Here is a 19,269-nt window from a genome sequence, read left to right on the forward strand (position 1 = left end):
GGTCGCGGCGGCAGGCCATGGGCATGAGCGCCTCGGCCGGCCGCCTCGCCTCGCTCGACGCCCTGCGCGGCCTCACCGTGGCCGGCATGCTGCTGGTCAACGACCCGGGCGACTGGGACCACGTGTACCGGCCGCTGGAACACGCCGCCTGGCACGGCTGTACGCCGACCGACCTGGTGTTCCCGTTCTTCCTGTTCGTGATGGGCGTGTCGGTGGCGCTGGCGATCCTGCCGCGGCTGGAACAGGGCGTGGCGCCCGGCCGGCTGCGCGATGCGGCGCTGTGGCGGGCGCTGCGCATCCTCGCGCTGGGCCTGGCGATCAATGCGCTCGCCGCCTGGTGGCTGCCGGGGCGGGAGATGCGCTGGCCGGGCGTGCTGCAACGCATCGGCGTGTGTTTCGCGATCGTGGCGGCGTTCGCCATCTACACGCCGCGGCGCGCGTGGTGGATCGCCATCGTGGCGCTGCTGGCCGGCTACACGATCCTGCTGCTGTCGGGCGGCACGCTGGCCAAGTGGGACAACATCGTCGACCACATCGATGGCGCCGTGTTCGGCCCGTACGTGTGGGACCACAACCCCGCCACCGGCCAAGTGCACGATCCCGAAGGCCTGCCGGCCACGCTGCCGGCGGTCGCCAGCAGCCTGCTCGGCCTGTGCGCTGGCGTGTGGCTGCGCGCGGCGCAGCTCAGGCGGCTGTTCGCCGCCGGCGCGGCCGCGCTGGCGCTCGGTGCGGCGTGGTCGGTGTGGATGCCGCTCAACAAGAACCTGTGGACGCCCTCGTTCGTGCTGTGGACCGGCGGCTGGGCGATGCTGGCGCTGCTCGCCTGCCACTGGCTGGTCGACCGGCGCGGCTGGCCGGCGCTGGGGCGCCGTTTCGGCGTCAACGCGATTGCCGCCTACGCCGGCTCGGAGCTGATGCAGATCCTGCTCCCGGCGCTGGGCTGGCAGGAGCCGTTGTACCGGCACCTGTTCGCCGGCTGGCTCACGCCGCTGGCCGGTCCCTACGTCGCCTCGCTGGCCTGGGCGGTGGCGTTCGTGGCGCTGTGGTGGGCGATCGTGTGGGCGATGGACCGGCGCCGCCTCTACCTCAAGCTGTGACCGATCGCGTAGGGTGGGCGCCAGTCCACCTTGGTGCATCCGAGCCGGTGGGCTGAAGCCCACTCCACGATCGCCTGCCGCCATGAGCGAACGTTCCCTCGCCGCACGTCCCCAGGTCATCGCCCACCGCGGTGCCAGCGCGCACCTGCCCGAGCACACCCTGGCCGCCTATGCGCGCGCCATCGCCGACGGCGCCGACCTGATCGAGCCGGACCTGGTGATGACCCGTGACGGCGTGCTGGTGGCGCGCCACGAGAACGAGATCGGCGCGACCACCGACGTGGCCGAACATCCGTACTTCGCCGTGCGGCGCACGACCAAGCTCATCGACGGCGAGCTTGTCGAGGGCTGGTTCACCGAGGACTTCACCCTTGCCGAGCTGAAGACCCTGCGTGCGCGCGAGCGCCTGCCCGCGTTGCGTGGCACCTCCCACGACGGACAACACGCGGTCGCCACGCTGGAAGAGATCATCGAGCTGCTGGCGGCCGAGAACGCGCGGCGGGGCGGTGCCGTCGGCCTGATCCCGGAGATCAAGCACGGCACCTGGTTCGCGCAGGCGGGCCTGCCGATGGAACAACGCCTGCTCGACACGCTGCGCGCGCACGCCTGCACGCGCGCCGTGCCGGTGGTGATCCAGTCCTTCGAGCAGGCCAACCTGCGCGCACTGCGTCGCGACCTGGACGACCTGCCCAACGTGCGCCTGCTGCAGTTGATCGACGAGCCGGAGGCGCAGCCCTGGGACGTCCGCGCCCGCGGCGGCACGCTGCGCTACGCCGACCTGCTCACCGCGGCCGGCCTGCGCGAGGTGGCCGGCTACGCCGACGCCATCGGGCCGAATGCACGCGCCGTCCTGCCGGTCGACGGCGAGGGCCGCCTGGGTTCGCCGACGCCGCTGGTGCGCGACGCGCACGCGGCCGGGCTGGAGGTGCACGCATGGACCTTCCGTCCGGAGAACGTGTTCCTGCCGCGCAGCCTGTGGCACGGCGTGGAACCGGCCTCGCGCAACGCGGAAGGCTCGATCGCGGAGATCCGCGCGCACCTCGCGGCGGGCATCGATGCGCTCTTTACCGACGACCCCGCGCTGGGTCGTTGCGCGGTGCGGCAATCGCAGCATTCTGCGAAATGTTGAATTTTTGCTGTGGTGACCTTAAGGTTCAGTCAAACGAGTCCCGCTTCCCCACAAGCCTGTCTCGCCAGCACCGATCCCCCTATGCGGTTGCTGGCTTCTCTCAGGCACTCCTGTGAAACCGGTTTTTGGACGCGGATGGATGACCGTGCTCGTTGCCACGGGGCATGACGATGGCCTCAGTCCTTTATTCCAAAACAGGTTTTGGGGAGTTTTTGCATGAACTTGCAAGTTGCCAATCGCCCGGCCATCCGCCGGACGGCCCTCGCCGTCGCCCTGAGCGTGGGCTTCGCCGGCGTCGCCTTCGCGCAGTCGACCACCGGCAGCATCTTCGGTGATGCACCGGCCGCCCAGGGCGAAACCGTCCTGATCCAGAACAGCACCGGCTTCTCGCGCGAAGTGCCGGTCGACGCTTCCGGCCGCTTCGCCGCCAACCAGCTGCCGCTGGGCGACTACACGGTCACCCTGCGCCAGAATGGCCAGGACGTCGACTCGCGCAAGAACGTCACCCTGCGCGTGGGCGCCGGTACCCAGGTTTCCTTCGCTGCCGCCAGCTCGGCCGACGCCCAGAACCTGTCGGCGATCACCGTCAGCGCCAACGCGCTGCCGTCGATCGACGTGACCGGCGTCGACTCGCGCACCGTCATCACCGCTGAGCAGCTCGCCAAGCTGCCGCTCGCCCGCAGCGCCGAAGCGATCGCGCTGCTGGCCCCGGGCGTGGTTCAGGGCAGCTCCCTGTTCCAGAGCCCGCTGGGCGGCCAGGTGGTGTCCTTCGGCGGTTCCTCGGTGACCGAGAACGCCTACTACATCAACGGCTTCAACACGACTGACCCGCTCAGTGGCTTCGGCGGCATCAGCCTGCCGTACGGCGCCATCGATCAGCAGGAAATCCTCAGCGGCGGCTACGGTGCGGCCTACGGTCGTTCCGACGGCGGCGTGATCAGCCAGGTCGGCAAGCGCGGCACCAACGAGTGGCACTTCGGCGGCCAGATCCAGTGGACCCCGAGCCAGCTCAAGGGCGATCCGAAGAACTGGCACTACGTCAATGCCGACGGCAGCGACGGCGCCCTGCGCCAGTACCGCCAGGACAACAAGACCTGGGTGACCACGGTCGATGCCTATGTCGGCGGCCCGCTGATCAAGGACAAGCTGTTCATGTTCGCCGCCGTCGAGGCCGAACGCGAGCAGGGCAAGTCCACCGGTTCGAACGTCGCGCCGTTCACCGACCACTATCGCTACGACAACCCGAAGTGGTACGGCAAGCTCGACTGGAACATCAACGACAGCAACATCCTCGAAGTGACCGGCGCTTCGAGCAAGTCGTCCTATGAAGGCCGCTACAACAGCTTCGACTACGACACGTTGACCGAAGGCGGCTTCAACAGCTACGACACGCACACCAAGAACGGTGCGGACCTGTACTCGGCCAAGTTCACCAGCTACATCACCGACGACCTGACCGTGTCGGCCATGTACGGCAAGATGAAGGGCACCTGGTACAGCGACACGCCCGGGTACGATCCGACCTACCCGTACATCTTCGGCGCGCAGGACCAGAACCCGGCGCTGAACGGCGGCAGCCCGATCACCAACAGCCAGACGGTGTCGACGATCAACCTGCCTGGCCACCGCTCGACCACCACCAACCTGCGCCTGGACGTCAGCTATCACCTCGGCGATCACACGATCACCGCCGGTATCGACAACCAGAAGCAGGCCAATATCGACGCGGGCACCAAGTTCCCCGACGGCGGCCTGGGTTACGCGTGGGAGTACAACCCGCCGGTGACCGACGCCGACGGCAACGCCGACCCGACCCAGTACATCGTGGGCGGTCCGGACGCCGCGCTGCCGGGCGCCGACTGGCACAACTCGCCGTGGGTGGCCCCGACGGCCGGTTACGTCGGCGGTGAGAGTGGCTACTTCGTCGCGCAGTACCGCTACCACGACAACGCTTCGGTTCGTGTGGACCAGAAGGCGCAGTACATCGAGGACACCTGGCAGGTCAACGACCGCTGGCTGGTCAAGCTCGGCCTGCGCAACGACCAGTTCACCAACTACGGTGGCGGCGGCGACGCGTTCCTGCGCCTGACCAAGCCGCAGTGGGCGCCGCGCGTGGGCTTCAGCTGGGACGTCAACGGCGACTCCAGCTTCAAGGTCTACGGCAATGCCGGTCGTTACTACCTGGCGCTGCCGACCAGCGTGGCCCTGCGTTCGGCCGGTACCTCGCTGTACACCCGCGTGTACTACACCTACACCGGCATCGACGAGAACGGCATCCCGACCGGCCTGACCCCGATCGACACCAGCCGTGGCGCGGGCGAGCCGCTGTCCAGCAACGGCGAGTACGGCCAGCCGCGCGACCCGAAGACCGCCGCCTCGACCAACCTCAAGTCCGAGTACCAGGACGAGTACATCCTGGGCTTCGACAAGAAGCTGGGCGACGCGTGGGTGTGGGGTGCCAAGGCGACCGTGCGTAACCTGCGCAATGCGATCGACGACGTCGGCGACGCTCCGGCGATCATCGCCAAGATGAACGCGATGGGCATCGACCCGGCGACCTACGACGCCAGCCAGATCCCGGCCAGCTACCTGATCAACCCGGGCTCGACCTCGAACTTCCTGGTGCCGAAGCTCGGCGGCGGGTACTACGAAGTGCCGATGACCTGGCGCGGCGACTTCGGCTTCAACACCTCGCTGAAGCGCAAGTACTACGGCCTGAACCTGTACCTGGAGCATCCGTTCGACGGCAAGTGGTACGGCAAGATCGACTACCTGTTCTCGCGCAGCTACGGCAACAGCGAAGGCCAGGTGCGTACCGACATCGGCCAGACCGACGTGTCGGCGACGGTGGACTGGGATTACGCCGCGGTCATGGACTACGCCAACGGCGACCTGTCCAACGATCGTCGTCACCAGATCAAGGCCTATGGTTCGTACCAGATCACCCCGGAGTGGATGGTCTCGGGCAACCTGTCGATCCTGTCGGGCATGCCGCGCACCTGCCTTGGCTACTATGGCCAGGAGCAGACCAACCCGGGTCTGGGCTACGGTCCGTACTACCACTTCTGTGGTGGCGTGCCGACTCCTCCGGGCACCACGCGCAACCCGTGGACCTACAACCTGAGCCTGAGCGCCGAGTACCGTCCGGAGTGGGCGGGCAAGCACCTGGCCTTCAACGTGATGGTCTACAACGTGTTCGACAGCCAGAAGACCACGCAGGTCTACCCGATCGAAGCGAGCGCCAGCTACCTGCGCCCGTACAGCTCGCAGACCCCGCGCTACGTCCGCTTCGGCGTGTCGTACGACTTCTAAGGTCGAAAGCCATACCCGGGCTGTCCGCAGCCCGGTGCACTACCGGGGCCGCAGGTTTTCCTGCGGCCCTTTTCTTTGCCTGGACGCCGGCCTGGTGCGTCGCCGCCCACCGCCGCGCCGCGCGGTAGGATGCGAGACTGGAACCGCCATCCGGGAACGGCGTTCGCCGCAAGCACCATGCACGTGCAGGAACTGATCATCACCTGGGCCACGCCGGTGTTCTTTGCGCTGATCGCCCTGGAGCTGCTGGTGGCGCGCCTTCGCGGACGCACCGCCTACCGCGCCAACGACGCGGTCAGCAGCATTGGCCTGGGCGTGATCTCGCAGGTCGTGGGCGTGTTCGGCAAGCTGCTTTCCATCGGCATCTACGCCTGGGTCGCCGCGCACCTCGCCCTCGTCACCCTGCCGGCCGGCAACGTGCTGGTCTGGGTGGCTGCGCTGCTCGCCTACGACTTCCTCTACTACTGGCTGCACCGCGCCGGGCACGAGGTGAACATCCTCTGGGCGGCGCACGTGGTGCACCACCAGAGCGAGCACTACAACCTTTCCACCGCGCTGCGCCAGACCGGCAGCGGCGTACTGCTGGGCTGGCTGTTCTACCTGCCGATGGCGCTGGCCGGCATCCCGACCGAAGTGTTCGTGGTGGTGGCGCTGATCGACCTGCTCTACCAGTTCTGGGTGCACACCGAGCAGGTCGGGCGGCTGGGCTGGTTCGACCGCGTGTTCTGCTCGCCGTCCAACCACCGCGCGCACCACGCGGTGAACGAGCGCTACCTGGACCGCAACTACGGCGGCATCCTGATCGTGTGGGACCGCATGTTCGGCACGTTCGTCGAGGAAGACGACGCCGACCCGCCGGTGTACGGCACCCGCGCGCCGCTGCGCAGCTGGAACCCGCTGTGGGCGAACGCCGAGGTGTACTGGGCGGCCGCGAAGGACATGTGGCATGCGCGGCGCTGGCGCGACAAGCTGCTGGTCTGGCTCAAACCACCCGGCTGGCGGCCGGCCGACGTGGCCGCGCGCTTTCCGAAGCCGGCGTTCGACATCCATCGCGAGCGTTTCGACCCGCCCATGTCGCGTCCGCTCACGGTCTATTGCCTGCTGCAGTTCGCGCTGCTGCTGGGCATGGCCACGCAGTTCCTCGACCTGAGCGCGCGCGCCGGCCTGCCGACCCTGCTCGCCTACGCCGCCTACCTGGTCGGCAGCCTGACCGTGCTCGGCGCGCTGATGGAAGGACGCCGCGGCGCGCGCTGGGCCGAAGCGATCCGTGTACTCGGTACGGCGGCGCTGCCGCTGGCCATGGGCCGGTGGTTCGGCGTGCCGCAATTGGATGCACGGATCGCGCTCGCGCTGATGCTGGTGTTCGGCGCCAGTGCGCTGGTTTTGCCCATGCTGGATGCGGAACGCCTGCTGCTACGCGCACGCGGGGATTCCCGCCACTCCGTGTAACCAAGTCCCCGGCTGTGCCCGCCACCATGGGGCGCGCATCGACTCTTCTCCCGTTTACGGGGGAAGGTGCCCGAAGGGCGGATGGGGGAGGCCTTGCGAAGAGCTCGCCCGGACATCGCGCCCAACAGCGCCCCATCTGCCTGTCGGCACCATCCCCCCGCGTTCGCGGGGGGATGGATCGTCGCGTGCTGTGCTTACGCCCGCCGGACTGCACGCTATGATCCGACGCTCGCTCTGAAGGGGACACGCGATGGGTTTTCTAGCCAGGCTGGTGCGCCACAAGTCGGTCGAGCAGTTGCAGGCCGAAGCCGGCGGTTCGAAGGATTTCCGCCGCGTGCTGGGACTCTGGCAGCTCACCGCGATCGGCATCGGCGCGATCATCGGCGTGGGCGTGTTCGTGCTGGCCGGCCAGCAGGCGGCGGTCAACGCCGGCCCCGCGGTGGTGCTCTCCTTCATCGTCGCCGGCCTCGGCAGCGCCTGCGCGGCGCTGGCCTATGCCGAGTTCTCCGGCCTGATCCCGGTCACCGGCAGCGCCTACACCTATGGCTACGCGGTGCTCGGCGAGCTGTTCGCCTGGATCATCGGCTGGGACCTGCTGATCGAGTACGCACTGATCGTGGGCGTGGTGGCGATCGGCTGGTCCGGCTACGTGCAGGCGCTGATCGAGCAGCTCTTCCACGTGCAATTGCCGGTCTGGGCGCAGGGCGCCTACGACCCGGCGAACCCGGGCAGCGGCAAGGTGTTCAACGTGATCGCCGCGGCCATTTCGCTGCTGATCGCGGTGATGCTCACGGTGAAGACCGAGTGGGGCGCGCGCTTCAACACCGCCGTGGTGGTGATCAAGGTGATCGGCGTGGCGCTGGTGATCGGCGTGGGCGCGTTCTTCGTCGACACCGCCAACTGGCACCCGTTCATCCCCCCGGTGGTGCACGGCGAGAGCGGCGACCATTTCGGCTGGGGCGGCGTGCTGGCCGCCTCCAGCGTGGTGTTCTTCGCGGTGTTCGGCTACGACACTCTGACCACGGCGGCGGAGGAGGCCAAACACCCGCAGCGCGACCTGCCGCGCGCCGTGCTGCTCTCGCTGGCGGTGTCGATGGCGCTCTACTTGGCCGTATCGCTGGTGCTCACGGGCATGGTCCCGTATGCGCAGCTCAATTCGCCGGCGCCGGTGGATGCGGCGTTCAAGGCGCTGGGGCTGGACTGGGTGCGCGGCATCATCTCGGTGGCGGCGATCGCCGGCATCACCAGCGTGCTGTTCGCCTTCATGCTCGGCGCCGCGCGCATCTGGTTCGCGCTCTCGCGCGACGGCCTGCTGCCGAAGTGGTTTTCGCAGGTGCACCCGAAGTACGGCACGCCGGCACGTCCGACCATGATCCTGGGCGTGTTCACCGCGCTGGTCGCCGGCTTCCTGCCGATCGGCGAGGTGGCCGAACTGGTCAACATCGGCACGCTCTCGGCCTTCATCGTGATCTGCGCCTCGGTGCTGATCCTGCGCGTGCGCAAGCCCGAGCTGCAGCGCAGCTTCCGCACGCCGGCGCTGTGGCTGGTCGCGCCGGCGGGCATGCTGTTCTCGCTGTTCCTGATCACCGGCTGGCCGTGGATCACCGACGGCCGGCTGCAGTTCCTCGGCGGCCTGCCGGCGGTGACGATCTGGCGCTTCGTGGCGTGGATGGTGCTGGGCCTGGCGATCTATTTCCTCTACGGCATGCGCCACAGCCGGCTCGAACACGGGCGCGACTGAGGCGTTTTCCACACGCCGGCGCATGGTTCCGGCGTGACCTCTGGCAGGGGGAGGGGCGTGACCTTCGTCCTACCATCGGATGACTGTCATGTTGGCTATCGGGTTGCCGTCGCGGCCCCAGCGTGGCAGTTGTCCGCCAGGGGAAGTGCCCGTGAAGAATGTCCGTTCGAAGCTGTTGGTGGCCGCGCTGGGCGCAGCCTTGTCGTCCGGGGTGCTGGCGGAGAAGGCACCGCCGGTCGACCAGCCCTATCCGGGCATGCTGACGCTGAAGGTGGACCTCAGCGACGCGCCGAAGAAGATCTTCCGCGTGCACGAGACCATCCCGGCCAAGCCGGGCGCGTTCACGCTCTACTACCCGCAGTGGATTCCCGGCGAGCACGCGCCCACCGGGCCGATCGACAACCTCGCCGGCCTGGTCATCACCGCCGGCGGCAAGCGCGTGCCGTGGCGCCGCGACCTGCGCGACATGTACACGCTGCACCTGACCGTGCCCGAGGGCGCCAGCCAGCTTGAACTCCAGTTCCAGTTCCTCTCGCCGGGCGAGGGTGGCCTGTTCGGCGCGAGCGCCTCGTCCACGCCGAACCTGGTGGACGTGGAATTCAACCAGGTGGCGTTCTACCCGGCCGGCTACTACACGCGGCAGATCCGGATCCAACCGACGGTCACCCTGCCCAGGGGCTGGCAGTTCGGCTCGGCGATGGAAGTGCAGTCGCGCGATGGCGCGACCACCACGTTCAAGCCGATCAGCTTCAACAACTTCGTCGATTCGCCGCTGGTTGCCGGCGAGCACTTCAACCGCGTGGACCTCGATCCCAAGGGCGGCGTGCCGGTGCACCTCAACGTGGTCGCCGACGAGGCGGACCAGGTCAAGTTGAACGACAAGCAGCTCCAGCAGCACCGCAACCTCGTCGTCCAGGCCAACAAGCTGTTCGGCGCGCACCACTACGACCATTACGACTTCCTGCTCACGCTGTCCGACCACACCGGCCACTTCGGTCTGGAGCACCACCAGTCCAGCGACGACCGCCTGCCGGCCGACATGCTGACGGACGACAAGTCCTACAAGCTGATGGCGAGCCTGATGCCGCACGAGTACGTGCATTCCTGGTGCGGCAAGTTCCGCCGCCCGGCCAAGCTGTGGGCGCCGGACTTCAACACGGTGGAAGAGGACGACCTCTTGTGGGTCTACGAGGGCCTGACCGACTACTGGGCCGGTGTGCTCACCACCCGTTCGGGCATGTGGACGGCCGCGGACTACCGCGACTCCATGGCGAACATCGCCGCGGCGATGTCCGCGCGGACGGGTCGCGACTGGCGCCCGCTGCAGGACACCGCCGACGCCGCGCCGCTGACCTACTTCGGCGGCAGCGGCTGGGGCAACTGGCGCCGCGGCACCGACTTCTATCCGGAAGGCCAGTTGCTGTGGCTGGACGTGGACACGCAGATCCGCGAGCTCTCCGGCGGCAAGCACTCGCTGGATGACTTCGCCCGCGCTTTCTTCGGCATGGACAACGGCAGCTACGTTACCAAGACCTACACCTTCGACGATGTGGTAGCCGCGCTCAACCAGGTGCAGCCCTACGACTGGAAGACCTTCCTGCGTACGCGGCTGGACTACGTCGGCGACCAGTTGCCCGAACATGGTATCGAGCGCGGCGGCTGGAAGCTGGTCTATACCGACACCCCCAACGCCGAGACCAAGGCGGCCGAATCGCTGCGCCACAACGTCAACCTGGCCTATTCGCTCGGCCTGTCCGCCTCCAAGAGCGGCAACATCTACGACGTGCAGTGGAAGGGTCCCGCGTTCGACGCCGGCTTGGTGCCGGGCCTGACCATCGTCGCGGTCAACGGCAAGGACTACTCGCCGGACGCGTTGAAGGACGCCGTCACCGCCGCCAAGGCCGGCAAGGCGCCGATCGAGCTGCTGGTCAAGAATGTGGACGTCTACAGCACCGTCGAGGTGGACTACCACGGCGGCCTGAAGTACCCGCACCTGGTCCGCGCCGACGGCAAGGACCTGCTGACCGCGATCACCGCACCACGCAAGTAGTGCAACCCACCCTCACCGTCCGTCCCGAGCGTAGGCCCGAGGGGCCGAAGTCGAGGGACCGGCGTGCCGCGGATGTCCTTCGACTTCGCTGCGCTACGCCCGGGACGAACCGGTGAGTTTCGAGCACCACCACCGGAGAGCCCCTTCCGTGAAAACCAAACCCCTCGCATCCGCCCTGCTGGCCGCCAGCTTCGCGCTGGTCGCCGTCTCCGCCTTCGCCGACGTGCCGGCGCCGCGCGACGTGCCGTTCAACGGCATGATCAAGATTTCGGTCGACGCCACGGATCTCGCGCACCGCGTGTTCCGCGTCAACGAGACCATCCCGGCCCAGCCCGGCCCGCTGACCCTGCTCTACCCGCAGTGGATCCCCGGCAACCATTCGCCGACCGGGCCGATCGACAAGTTCGCCGGTTTGGTGGTCAAGGCCAATGGCAAGGTGCTGCCGTGGACGCGCGACCCGCTCAACGTCTACGCCTTCCATGTCGACGTGCCGCAGGGCGCCACCGAAGTGCAGGCCTACTTCGAATACCTCTCGCCGCAGGACACCAAGCAGGGCCGCGTGGTGATGACGCCGGAAATGCTCAACCTGCAGTGGAACACCGTCACGCTGTACCCGGCCGGCTACTACACCAATCGCATCATGGCCCAGGCCAGCGTGACCTATCCGGCCGGCTGGCAGGCGGGCACCGCGTTGGAGGTGGCGTCCACCGACGGCAGCACGATCAACTACAAGCCGATCGATTACACCAACCTGGTCGACTCGCCGATCTACGCCGGCAAGTACTTCAAGCGCGTGGATCTCGATCCGAAAGGCAAGGTGCCGGTGCACATGGCGATCGTCGCCGACGATCCGAAGTACCTGGAGATCAAGCCCGAGCAGCTCAAGCCGCATCGCGAGCTGGTGCAGCAGATGTACAAGCTCTACGGCGCGCACCACTACAACCACTACACTTTCCTGGTCTCGCTCAGCGACAAAATGAGCGGCAACGGCCTTGAGCACCACCGTTCCAGCGAGGACGGCACCAGCGCCGACTACTTCACCGAGTGGGACAAGAACGTCTACGCGCGCGACCTGTTCTCGCACGAGTTCAACCACTCCTGGGACGGCAAGTACCGTCGTGGCGCCGACCTGACCACGCCCAACTACAACGTGCCGATGAGCGACACCCTGTTGTGGGTGTACGAGGGCCAGACCCAGTTCTGGGGCCAGATCATGGCGGCGCGCTCGGGCCTGTGGAATACCGAGCAGACGCTGGACATGCTCGCCTTCGTCGCCGCCACCTACGACAAGGGCCGCCCCGGCCTGGCCAGCTGGCGCAACGTGCAGGACACCACCAACGATCCGCCGATCGCCCAGCGCCGCCCGCTGCCGTACCGCAACTACCAGGCCAGCGAGGACTACTACTCGGCCGGCGAGATGATCTGGCTGGACGTCGACGGCAAGCTGCGCGAGCTCTCGCACGGCAAGAAGAAGATCGACGACTTCGCGCGCGCCTTCTTCGGCATGAACAGCGGCGACTGGGGCGTCAACACCTACACCTTCGAGGACGTGGTCAAGACGCTCAACGACATCCAGCCGTATGACTGGAAGAGCTACCTGCGCACGCGCCTGGACGGCCACGGCCCGCTGATCGGCGGCATCGCCTCGCACGGCTGGAAGCTGGTCTACACCGACAAGCCCTCCGCTGCGGTCAAGGCGATCGAATCGCGTCGCCACTTCACCGACCTGACCTACTCGCTCGGCCTCTCGCTCGGCAAGGACGGCTCGATCGCCGACGTGCTGTGGGACGGTCCCGCGTTCAAGGCCGGCCTCTCGCCCGCCATGAGCATCGTGGCCGTCAACGGCAAGGAGTTCTCCGGCGACGCCATCAAGGACGCGGTCACCGCCGCGGCGAAGGACAAGAGCCAGCCGGTCGAACTGCTGGTGAAGAACTTCGACGAGTACAAGACCATCCGCGTGGACTACCACGACGGCCTCAAGTACCCGCACCTGGTCCGCGACAAGAGCAAGCCCGACACCCTGGCGGATCTGATCAAGCCGCTGTAACGCCCACCAGCTCCCTCTCCCCTTCCTTGACCAAGGATGGGGGAGAGGGTTGGACTGAGGGGGCCAAGGCTTGGTCCGAAGCCCCACCCGTGCCGTAGACGAAATTCCCCTCTCCCTCTGGGAGAGGGGCTGCGGAGAAAGTCCGGCGCAGCCCGCGCATGCCCACTTTGCCCGAACCCTCACCCGCCGCGCGGGCACCTCTCCCCAAGAGGAGAGGGAACGGCATGAACCCGCCCACCCAACTCCGCTATACTGCCCGTCCGCCGCGGATCGACCGATCCCCGCGCGGCCTCGCAACACCACGCGCCCGTAGCTCAGCCGGATAGAGTAGTGGCTTCCGAAGCCATTGGTCGGGGGTTCGAATCCCTCCGGGCGCGCCATCTTCTTCAGCCATTCGGCTCTCCAACAAGCGCTTTTGTTCTCGTCGGGCCAACCGATTCGCGCTCAAGTGGCGGTACATTTCAGAACTCAGCCACACAGCCGATAGCCTGCCGGTCGCCTGCGCCGGAAAGGCATGGAGTTCAGGAATGAAGTTGATCGGGAGCAAGGGGGGCGACCGAGTTTTGGATCTGGTTCTTAATGGGGTCACCCGTGATGGCGGGGTCGACCTCATGACTCGTTCCCTTTCGCTTTTCGCCTTCGAAGCGCTGTCAGCGCCCTTGTTTGAAAGCGGCAAGTTGCGGCTCGTCATTCCCGCAGAAGAAACCAATCTCGAGTTTTCCGGCGGTATCCACGACCGGGTCCACCGCAACCAGCTTCGCCTTCGTTCGTTGGCGCGGTCCTTTGCCGACCTCGTCGTCTCCAAAGTGGAGATCCGGCAAGCCCGCGGGCAAGTGCCACAGGGGGCCGTGGTTGTGCGTGACGTTGGCGGTGAGGCCCGCCACGCGGCTGTCGGCACGCTTTCTTTCAGCACCGACGGCTTGGGCCTGGTGCCCGGCAATCCGTTGAGCTTGACCCAGGTTGCCGAAACCCAGGCCGAGCGTGACGCGCTCAGCCACTGGTTCGATGTGCAGTGGTCGGCGCTCAACGAGCAGGAAGACGCCAAAGCCCGCCTTGTGGCCGCATTGCGCGCGCTTGCCGAGCATCGCGCCCCTTACACCATCTATGCGCTCGTACTCCATCAGCTGTTCGCTTCGAAAGGCGATCTTCTGGACGAAGACCGCATCGTCAAATCAGCCACGGGCATTCGCAAGACGGTGGTCTGGAACAAGCTCTTCAAGTTCCAGCGCGACGGCGTGGTGGGCGCCATCGACAAGCTCAACCGCTTCGGTGGCTGCATCATTGCCGACAGCGTCGGTCTGGGTAAGACCTTCGAAGCGCTGGCCATCATCAAGTACCACGAGCTGCGCAACGACCGGGTGCTGGTGCTCTGCCCAAAGCGCCTGCGCGACAACTGGACGCTCTACAAGGCCAACGACCGCCGCAACATCCTGGCCGCGGATCGCCTCAACTACGACGTCCTCAATCACACGGACCTGTCCCGAGACGGCGGCTTGTCTGGTGATATCGACCTGGCCCACGTCAACTGGGGCAACTACGACCTCGTCGTCATCGACGAGTCGCACAACTTCCGCAACAAGTCCACGCACAAGGATCGGGAATCCCGCTACCATCGCCTGATGCGACGCATCATCCGCGAGGGCGTCAAGACCCGCGTACTGATGCTGTCGGCCACGCCGGTGAACAACCGTCTGGCCGATCTGCGCAACCAGATCGCCTTTGCCACCGAAGGCGACGACCTGGCGCTCGCCGACCACGGCATCGCCAGCATCGAGGCCACCACGCGCAAGGCACAGACTCAATTCAACCGCTGGTTGGATTTGCCTGAGGCCGAGCGCAGCCCGCAGCGGTTGATCGACATGCTGGGCTTGGACTACTTCACGCTGCTCGACCACCTCACCATTGCGCGCTCGCGCAAGCACATCGAGAAGTATTACGGCACCAGCGAAACCGGCCGGTTTCCCACGCGCCGCCGGCCGATCAACATCCGCGCCGACGTCGACGCCGCCGGCCAGTTCCGATCGATCGCGGAGATCAACACCGAAATCCGCAAACTCACGCTAGCGGCCTATGCTCCGCTGCGCTACGTGCTGCCGCACAAGCTGCAGGCCTACGAAAACAAATACAGCACCGAGGTGCGCGGAGGCGAGGGCTTCTTCCGCCAGGCCGACCGCGAAGAGAGCTTGATCCATCTGTTGCGGGTCAACGTGCTCAAGCGCATGGAAAGCGCGGTGTCCTCCTTCCGCCTCACCGTCGAGCGCCAGCTCAAGGACGTCGAGCGCATGCTCGATCGCATCGAGAACCACACAGAGGAACTCGAAGAGCTCGACATCGGCGACCTGGATATCGAGGATCCCGCCTACGAAAGCCTGTTGGTCGGCAAGCGCATCAAAGTGCTGCTCGGCGACGTCGACCGCATCCGCTGGAAGCAGGACCTGCTGGAAGACCGCAACCGCCTGGACACGCTGCTTTCCTCCGCCCGCCAGGTGGACGCCGCCCGCGACGCCAAGCTGATCGCCCTGCGTGACACCATTGCCGACAAATGCACCCGGCCGATCAACCCAGGCAACCGCAAGATCATCGTTTTCACCGCCTTCGCCGACACGGCCAAATACCTGTTCGAGCACATCGCGCCCTGGGCCAAAGCCGAGCTGGGCATCGATACCGCATTGGTTACCGGCTCCGGCGGCAACCAGACGACCGTGCCCGGCCTGCGCCGCGACCTGGGCTCGCTGCTGACCGCCTTCTCGCCGCGCTCGAAAGAACGCCCGGAGGAACTGGCCAGCGAACGCGAACTGGACTTGCTCATCGCCACCGACTGCATTTCCGAAGGCCAGAACTTGCAGGATTGCGACTGGCTGATCAACTACGACATCCACTGGAACCCGGTGCGTATCATCCAACGTTTCGGCCGCATCGACCGCATCGGCTCACCCAACGAAAGGATCCAGCTGGTCAACTTCTGGCCCAACATGGCGCTGGACGAATACATCAACCTGGAGCAGCGCGTCAGCGGCCGCATGGTGCTGCTGGACGTCTCCGCCACCGGCGAGGAAAACCTCATCCAGGTGGAATCCGGCGACCCCATGAACGACCTGGAGTACCGCCGCAAGCAACTGCTCAAGCTGCAGGACGCCGTCATCGATCTGGAAGACCTTTCCAGCGGCGTGTCGATCACCGATCTCACGCTCAACGACTTCCGCATCGACCTGGCCGAATACCTCAAGGCCCATCCCGGCCAGCTCGAAGCCATGCCGCTGGGCGCCATGGCGGTCACCACCACGCACGAGGCGGAGATCCCGCCCGGCATCGTGTTCTGCCTGCGTGCCGAAGGCGAAAAGGCGCCCGATCCCACCTACCCGCTGGCGCCGCATTACCTGGTGCACGTCGGCGAGGACGGCGCCATCGCGCTCAACTACCCGCAGACCAAACAGATCCTCGATCGGCTGAAACGGCTCACGGCCGGCCGCGACCTGCCCGACGCCTCCGCCTGCCAGCGCTTCGACCGGCAGACCCGCGACGGCGCCGACATGCGCGACGCGCAGCGTCTGCTCGCCGCTGCCGTGGCCTCCGTGGTCGGGCGCAGTGAAGAACGTGCCGTCGCCAGCCTGTTCTCGCCGGGCGGCACGTACGCGCTCAAGGGTGAGTTCGCCGGTTCCGCCGATTTCGAGGTGGTCGCCTATCTAGTGGTGTTGCCGGACGGCGGGGCATGAAGGTCGACGCCATCGTCGATGCCCTGCAGCTGCCGCCCGCATCGTGGGTGGACCAGCGCATCGCCAAGAAGCTGCTGATCGAGCACGGCGCGCCCACCGCCGCCGACCGGCGGCTGATCCAGGACGGCGTGGAGGAAACCACCTGGCTGGCCGCGCTCAAGCCCGAGTTGCTTGGCACGCCGCCGTTTCGCGATGTCACGCGCGAGTACCTGGAAATCGCCCTCGTGCGACTGCGGCCTCGCGAGGGCGCCCACTTCCCGCGCCTGACCGAGCTGGTGCACCGGGCCATCCCGTATCCGGTGCTGCTGCTGGTGGAAGGCCCCGCGTCCGGCGTATCCCTGGCGCACAAGCGCCAGTCGCAGGCTGAGGCCGAAAAGGTCGTGCTGGACGGTGAGCCGGTTGGCGTTGACGTAGGCGATCACGCCACAGATGCTGCTTTCCTGCAGGCGCTGGCCCTGAGCCTACAGCCGAACGCTTCGCTGTTCGCGCTCTACCAGGGCTGGATGGACGCCGTCATCGCGCTGCAGGCGGCGCAGCATACCGGACGCTTCCAACTGGCCACCTCGGCGGACCAGGCACAGGCCCGCCGAACGGCGCTGGCAGCCGTGCTCGACCTGCAGGCGCGCATCCAGCAACTCGACAAGGCCGCCCGCAGCGCGTCGCAAATGGCGCGACAGGTGGAATTGAACATCGCGCTGCAGCAGGCGCGGCAACAGCTTGCCGATGCCCGCGCCCGGCTCTAGGGCAACCCATGCGTCAACACGCACAAGCAACAGAGACTTAACCCGTGAAGAAAATCAGCGCAACCGATCCTGAAGCCCGCTCCGCCGACCTGGTGGCGGACAACATCGCCCGCCTCAAGGCGCTGTTTCCCGAACTGGTGACCGAGGGCAAGCACGGCGCCAGCGTGAACGTGGACGTGCTCAAAGCCCTGGTGAGCGATGCCACGGTGACGGATGCGGAGGAGAAGTACGGCCTGAACTGGCACGGCAAACGCCGTGCCCGCCAACTGGCGCTCACGTCCTCCACCGGCACCCTGCGGCCGTGCCCGGAAGACAGCCTGGACTGGGACACCACGCAGAACCTGATGATCGAGGGCGACAACCTCGAGGTGCTCAAGCTGTTGCAGAAGAGCTATGCGGGCAAGGTCAAGCTGATCTATATCGATCCGCCCTACAATACCGGCAAGGACTTCATCTACCCTGATAATTTTCAGGACAACATCACTAACTACCTTGAATTAACAGGGCAGATCGAAGGCGGGCGCCCAACCATTTCTAATGCCGAAACATCGGGCCGCTTCCATACCGACTGGCTCAACATGATGTACCCACGATTGAAATTGGCGCGCAACCTAATGGCGCCGGATGGGGTACTGTTTATCAGCATAGACCAGGGCGAGCTCGGCGCGCTGAAAATGATGCTGGACGAGATATTTGGCGAAGAAAACTTCATCAACGTTTTTAGCTGGGTGAGGACTCGCACCCCTGCGGCACTATCACAAAAAACAAAAAACGTCGTCGAATACGTAATTTGCTACGAGAGAAGCCGAACTAGCCAGCCGCTGCTCGGTATCGAAAAGCCAGCGCAGAGCGCGAATACATTGCTTAATCAACCTAATGCGGAGAGCGTGTTAAAGTTTCCCGCTGGCGTAGAGACTGGAATTCAGAACGGGACGTTGCAACCAGGAGAGTACGGTTCCTCAAGCTACAAAGTAGAACTGCTCGACTCGGTGGATGTTCGTGATGGATTATTGCTCTCGCCCTTCCGCTTAAGAGCGAGGTTTCGCTGGAGCCAAGACTACTTGGAAGAGCAATTAGCCTCCGGAACAAAAGTCCGTATAGCCACCGACAAGCTCTTGCCTAGCTACGAGAAATCTAGTTATGGCCGCGAGGCTTTACCAAACCTGATAGATGAGGATGTTGGTGTCGGTACCAATGAGTCTGCGGGCGTCGAACTCGAAAAATTAATGGGCGCCAGGGTGTTTGATTACCCAAAGCCCGTGAGTTTGCTCCGCTATTTAATTAACAGCTGCACCTCGGGCGAGGATATCGTCCTTGATTTTTTTGCCGGCTCCGGAACGACAGCGCAAGCTGTTATAGAGCAAAATGCTCTGGATGGCGGCCGGCGACGATTTATCCTCGTGCAGCTACCCGAATTACTTGACTCTGAGAGTAGCTCCGCTAGTTACTGTTCAAAACTGGGTTTGAAACCGACAATTAGCTCGCTGACGAGGGAGCGCTTGCGTAGGGTGAGCGAAAAATATCGGTTACCTGAAACATCGGATATTGGTTTTAAAAGCTTCGTATTGGATAGCAGCAATATTCGCGCCTGGGACGCGAGGGGTAGCGATCTGCCTCAAATGTTGTTTGAAAATGTAGACAATATACTGCCTGATCGGGACGACCAAGATATATTGTTCGAAGTGTTGCTCAAGCTTGGGCTTCCTCTCACGACTGATATTCAGAAGAGATTTGTCCGCGACACTACGATATATGGCCTAGGTGGAGGATTGTTGTTTGCGTGCCTTAAGGAAGGAGTTGGTCAAGCTGAGGTGGAAGATTATGCATCCACAATAGTGAGTTGGCGTGACGAGCTTTCGCCCACCGGCGACGTGATATCGATCTTTCGGGATGCGTCTTTTGCAGACGATGTAACTAAAACTAACCTATCGGAAATACTAAACCAGGCGAAAATAAGAATGCGCTGTATCTAAACAGGGAAGGGAGTG

Annotated in this window: 10 protein-coding genes and 1 tRNA gene; all 11 read left to right on the forward strand. The window is 65.3% G+C overall.

The genetic code is table 11. The features are described from left to right. The first annotated feature begins 23 nt into the window (after positions 1–23). The 11 genes from AAIL17_RS01185 (at position 24) to AAIL17_RS01235 (ending at position 19,254) form a co-directional block, all read left to right on the forward strand. Positions 24–1,097, forward strand: coding sequence for an acyltransferase family protein (locus tag AAIL17_RS01185; protein ID WP_424680975.1), 1,074 nt, complete (start codon positions 24–26; stop codon positions 1,095–1,097). Positions 1,098–1,179: 82 nt separating this feature from the next. Continuing rightward, entirely contained in the window at positions 1,180–2,226 is a 1,047-nt protein-coding gene (locus AAIL17_RS01190) for a glycerophosphodiester phosphodiesterase (RefSeq protein ID WP_424680976.1), read from the forward strand. 216 nt (positions 2,227–2,442) lie between these two features. Beyond that, positions 2,443–5,538, forward strand: coding sequence for a TonB-dependent receptor (locus AAIL17_RS01195; RefSeq protein WP_424680977.1), 3,096 nt, complete (start codon positions 2,443–2,445; stop codon positions 5,536–5,538). Positions 5,539–5,715: 177 nt separating this feature from the next. Beyond that, positions 5,716–6,987 carry a sterol desaturase family protein gene (locus tag AAIL17_RS01200; protein WP_424681113.1) on the forward strand — a complete coding sequence of 424 codons (1,272 nt, stop codon included), beginning with the start codon at positions 5,716–5,718 and terminating at the stop codon, positions 6,985–6,987. A gap of 250 nt (positions 6,988–7,237) precedes the next feature. After that, on the forward strand, positions 7,238–8,728 hold the full coding sequence (locus AAIL17_RS01205) for an amino acid permease (protein ID WP_424680978.1): 1,491 nt from the start codon (positions 7,238–7,240) through the stop codon (positions 8,726–8,728). Positions 8,729–8,816: 88 nt separating this feature from the next. Continuing rightward, a complete protein-coding gene (locus AAIL17_RS01210; protein WP_424680979.1) occupies positions 8,817–10,778 on the forward strand; it encodes a M61 family metallopeptidase in 1,962 nt (653 codons plus the stop codon). Between the two features lie 148 nt (positions 10,779–10,926). Next, complete coding sequence (locus AAIL17_RS01215) at positions 10,927–12,825, forward strand: M61 family metallopeptidase (protein WP_424680980.1); 1,899 nt, start codon at positions 10,927–10,929, stop codon at positions 12,823–12,825. Positions 12,826–13,128: 303 nt separating this feature from the next. After that, positions 13,129–13,205 (forward strand) — tRNA-Arg (locus AAIL17_RS01220). A gap of 147 nt (positions 13,206–13,352) precedes the next feature. Next, a complete protein-coding gene (locus AAIL17_RS01225; RefSeq protein ID WP_424680981.1) occupies positions 13,353–16,538 on the forward strand; it encodes a helicase-related protein in 3,186 nt (1,061 codons plus the stop codon). Next, positions 16,535–17,281: a DUF4391 domain-containing protein gene (locus AAIL17_RS01230; RefSeq protein WP_424680982.1), complete on the forward strand. Its 747-nt coding sequence runs from the start codon at positions 16,535–16,537 to the stop codon at positions 17,279–17,281. Before AAIL17_RS01225 ends, AAIL17_RS01230 begins: the two co-directional genes overlap by 4 nt. A gap of 44 nt (positions 17,282–17,325) precedes the next feature. After that, positions 17,326–19,254, forward strand: a complete 1,929-nt coding sequence (locus AAIL17_RS01235) for a site-specific DNA-methyltransferase (protein ID WP_424680983.1) — start codon at positions 17,326–17,328, stop codon at positions 19,252–19,254. The last annotated feature ends 15 nt before the right edge of the window (positions 19,255–19,269 follow it).

It is taken from the genome of Frateuria sp. YIM B11624, assembly GCF_049727805.1.
Taxonomy (GTDB): domain Bacteria; phylum Pseudomonadota; class Gammaproteobacteria; order Xanthomonadales; family Rhodanobacteraceae; genus Frateuria_A.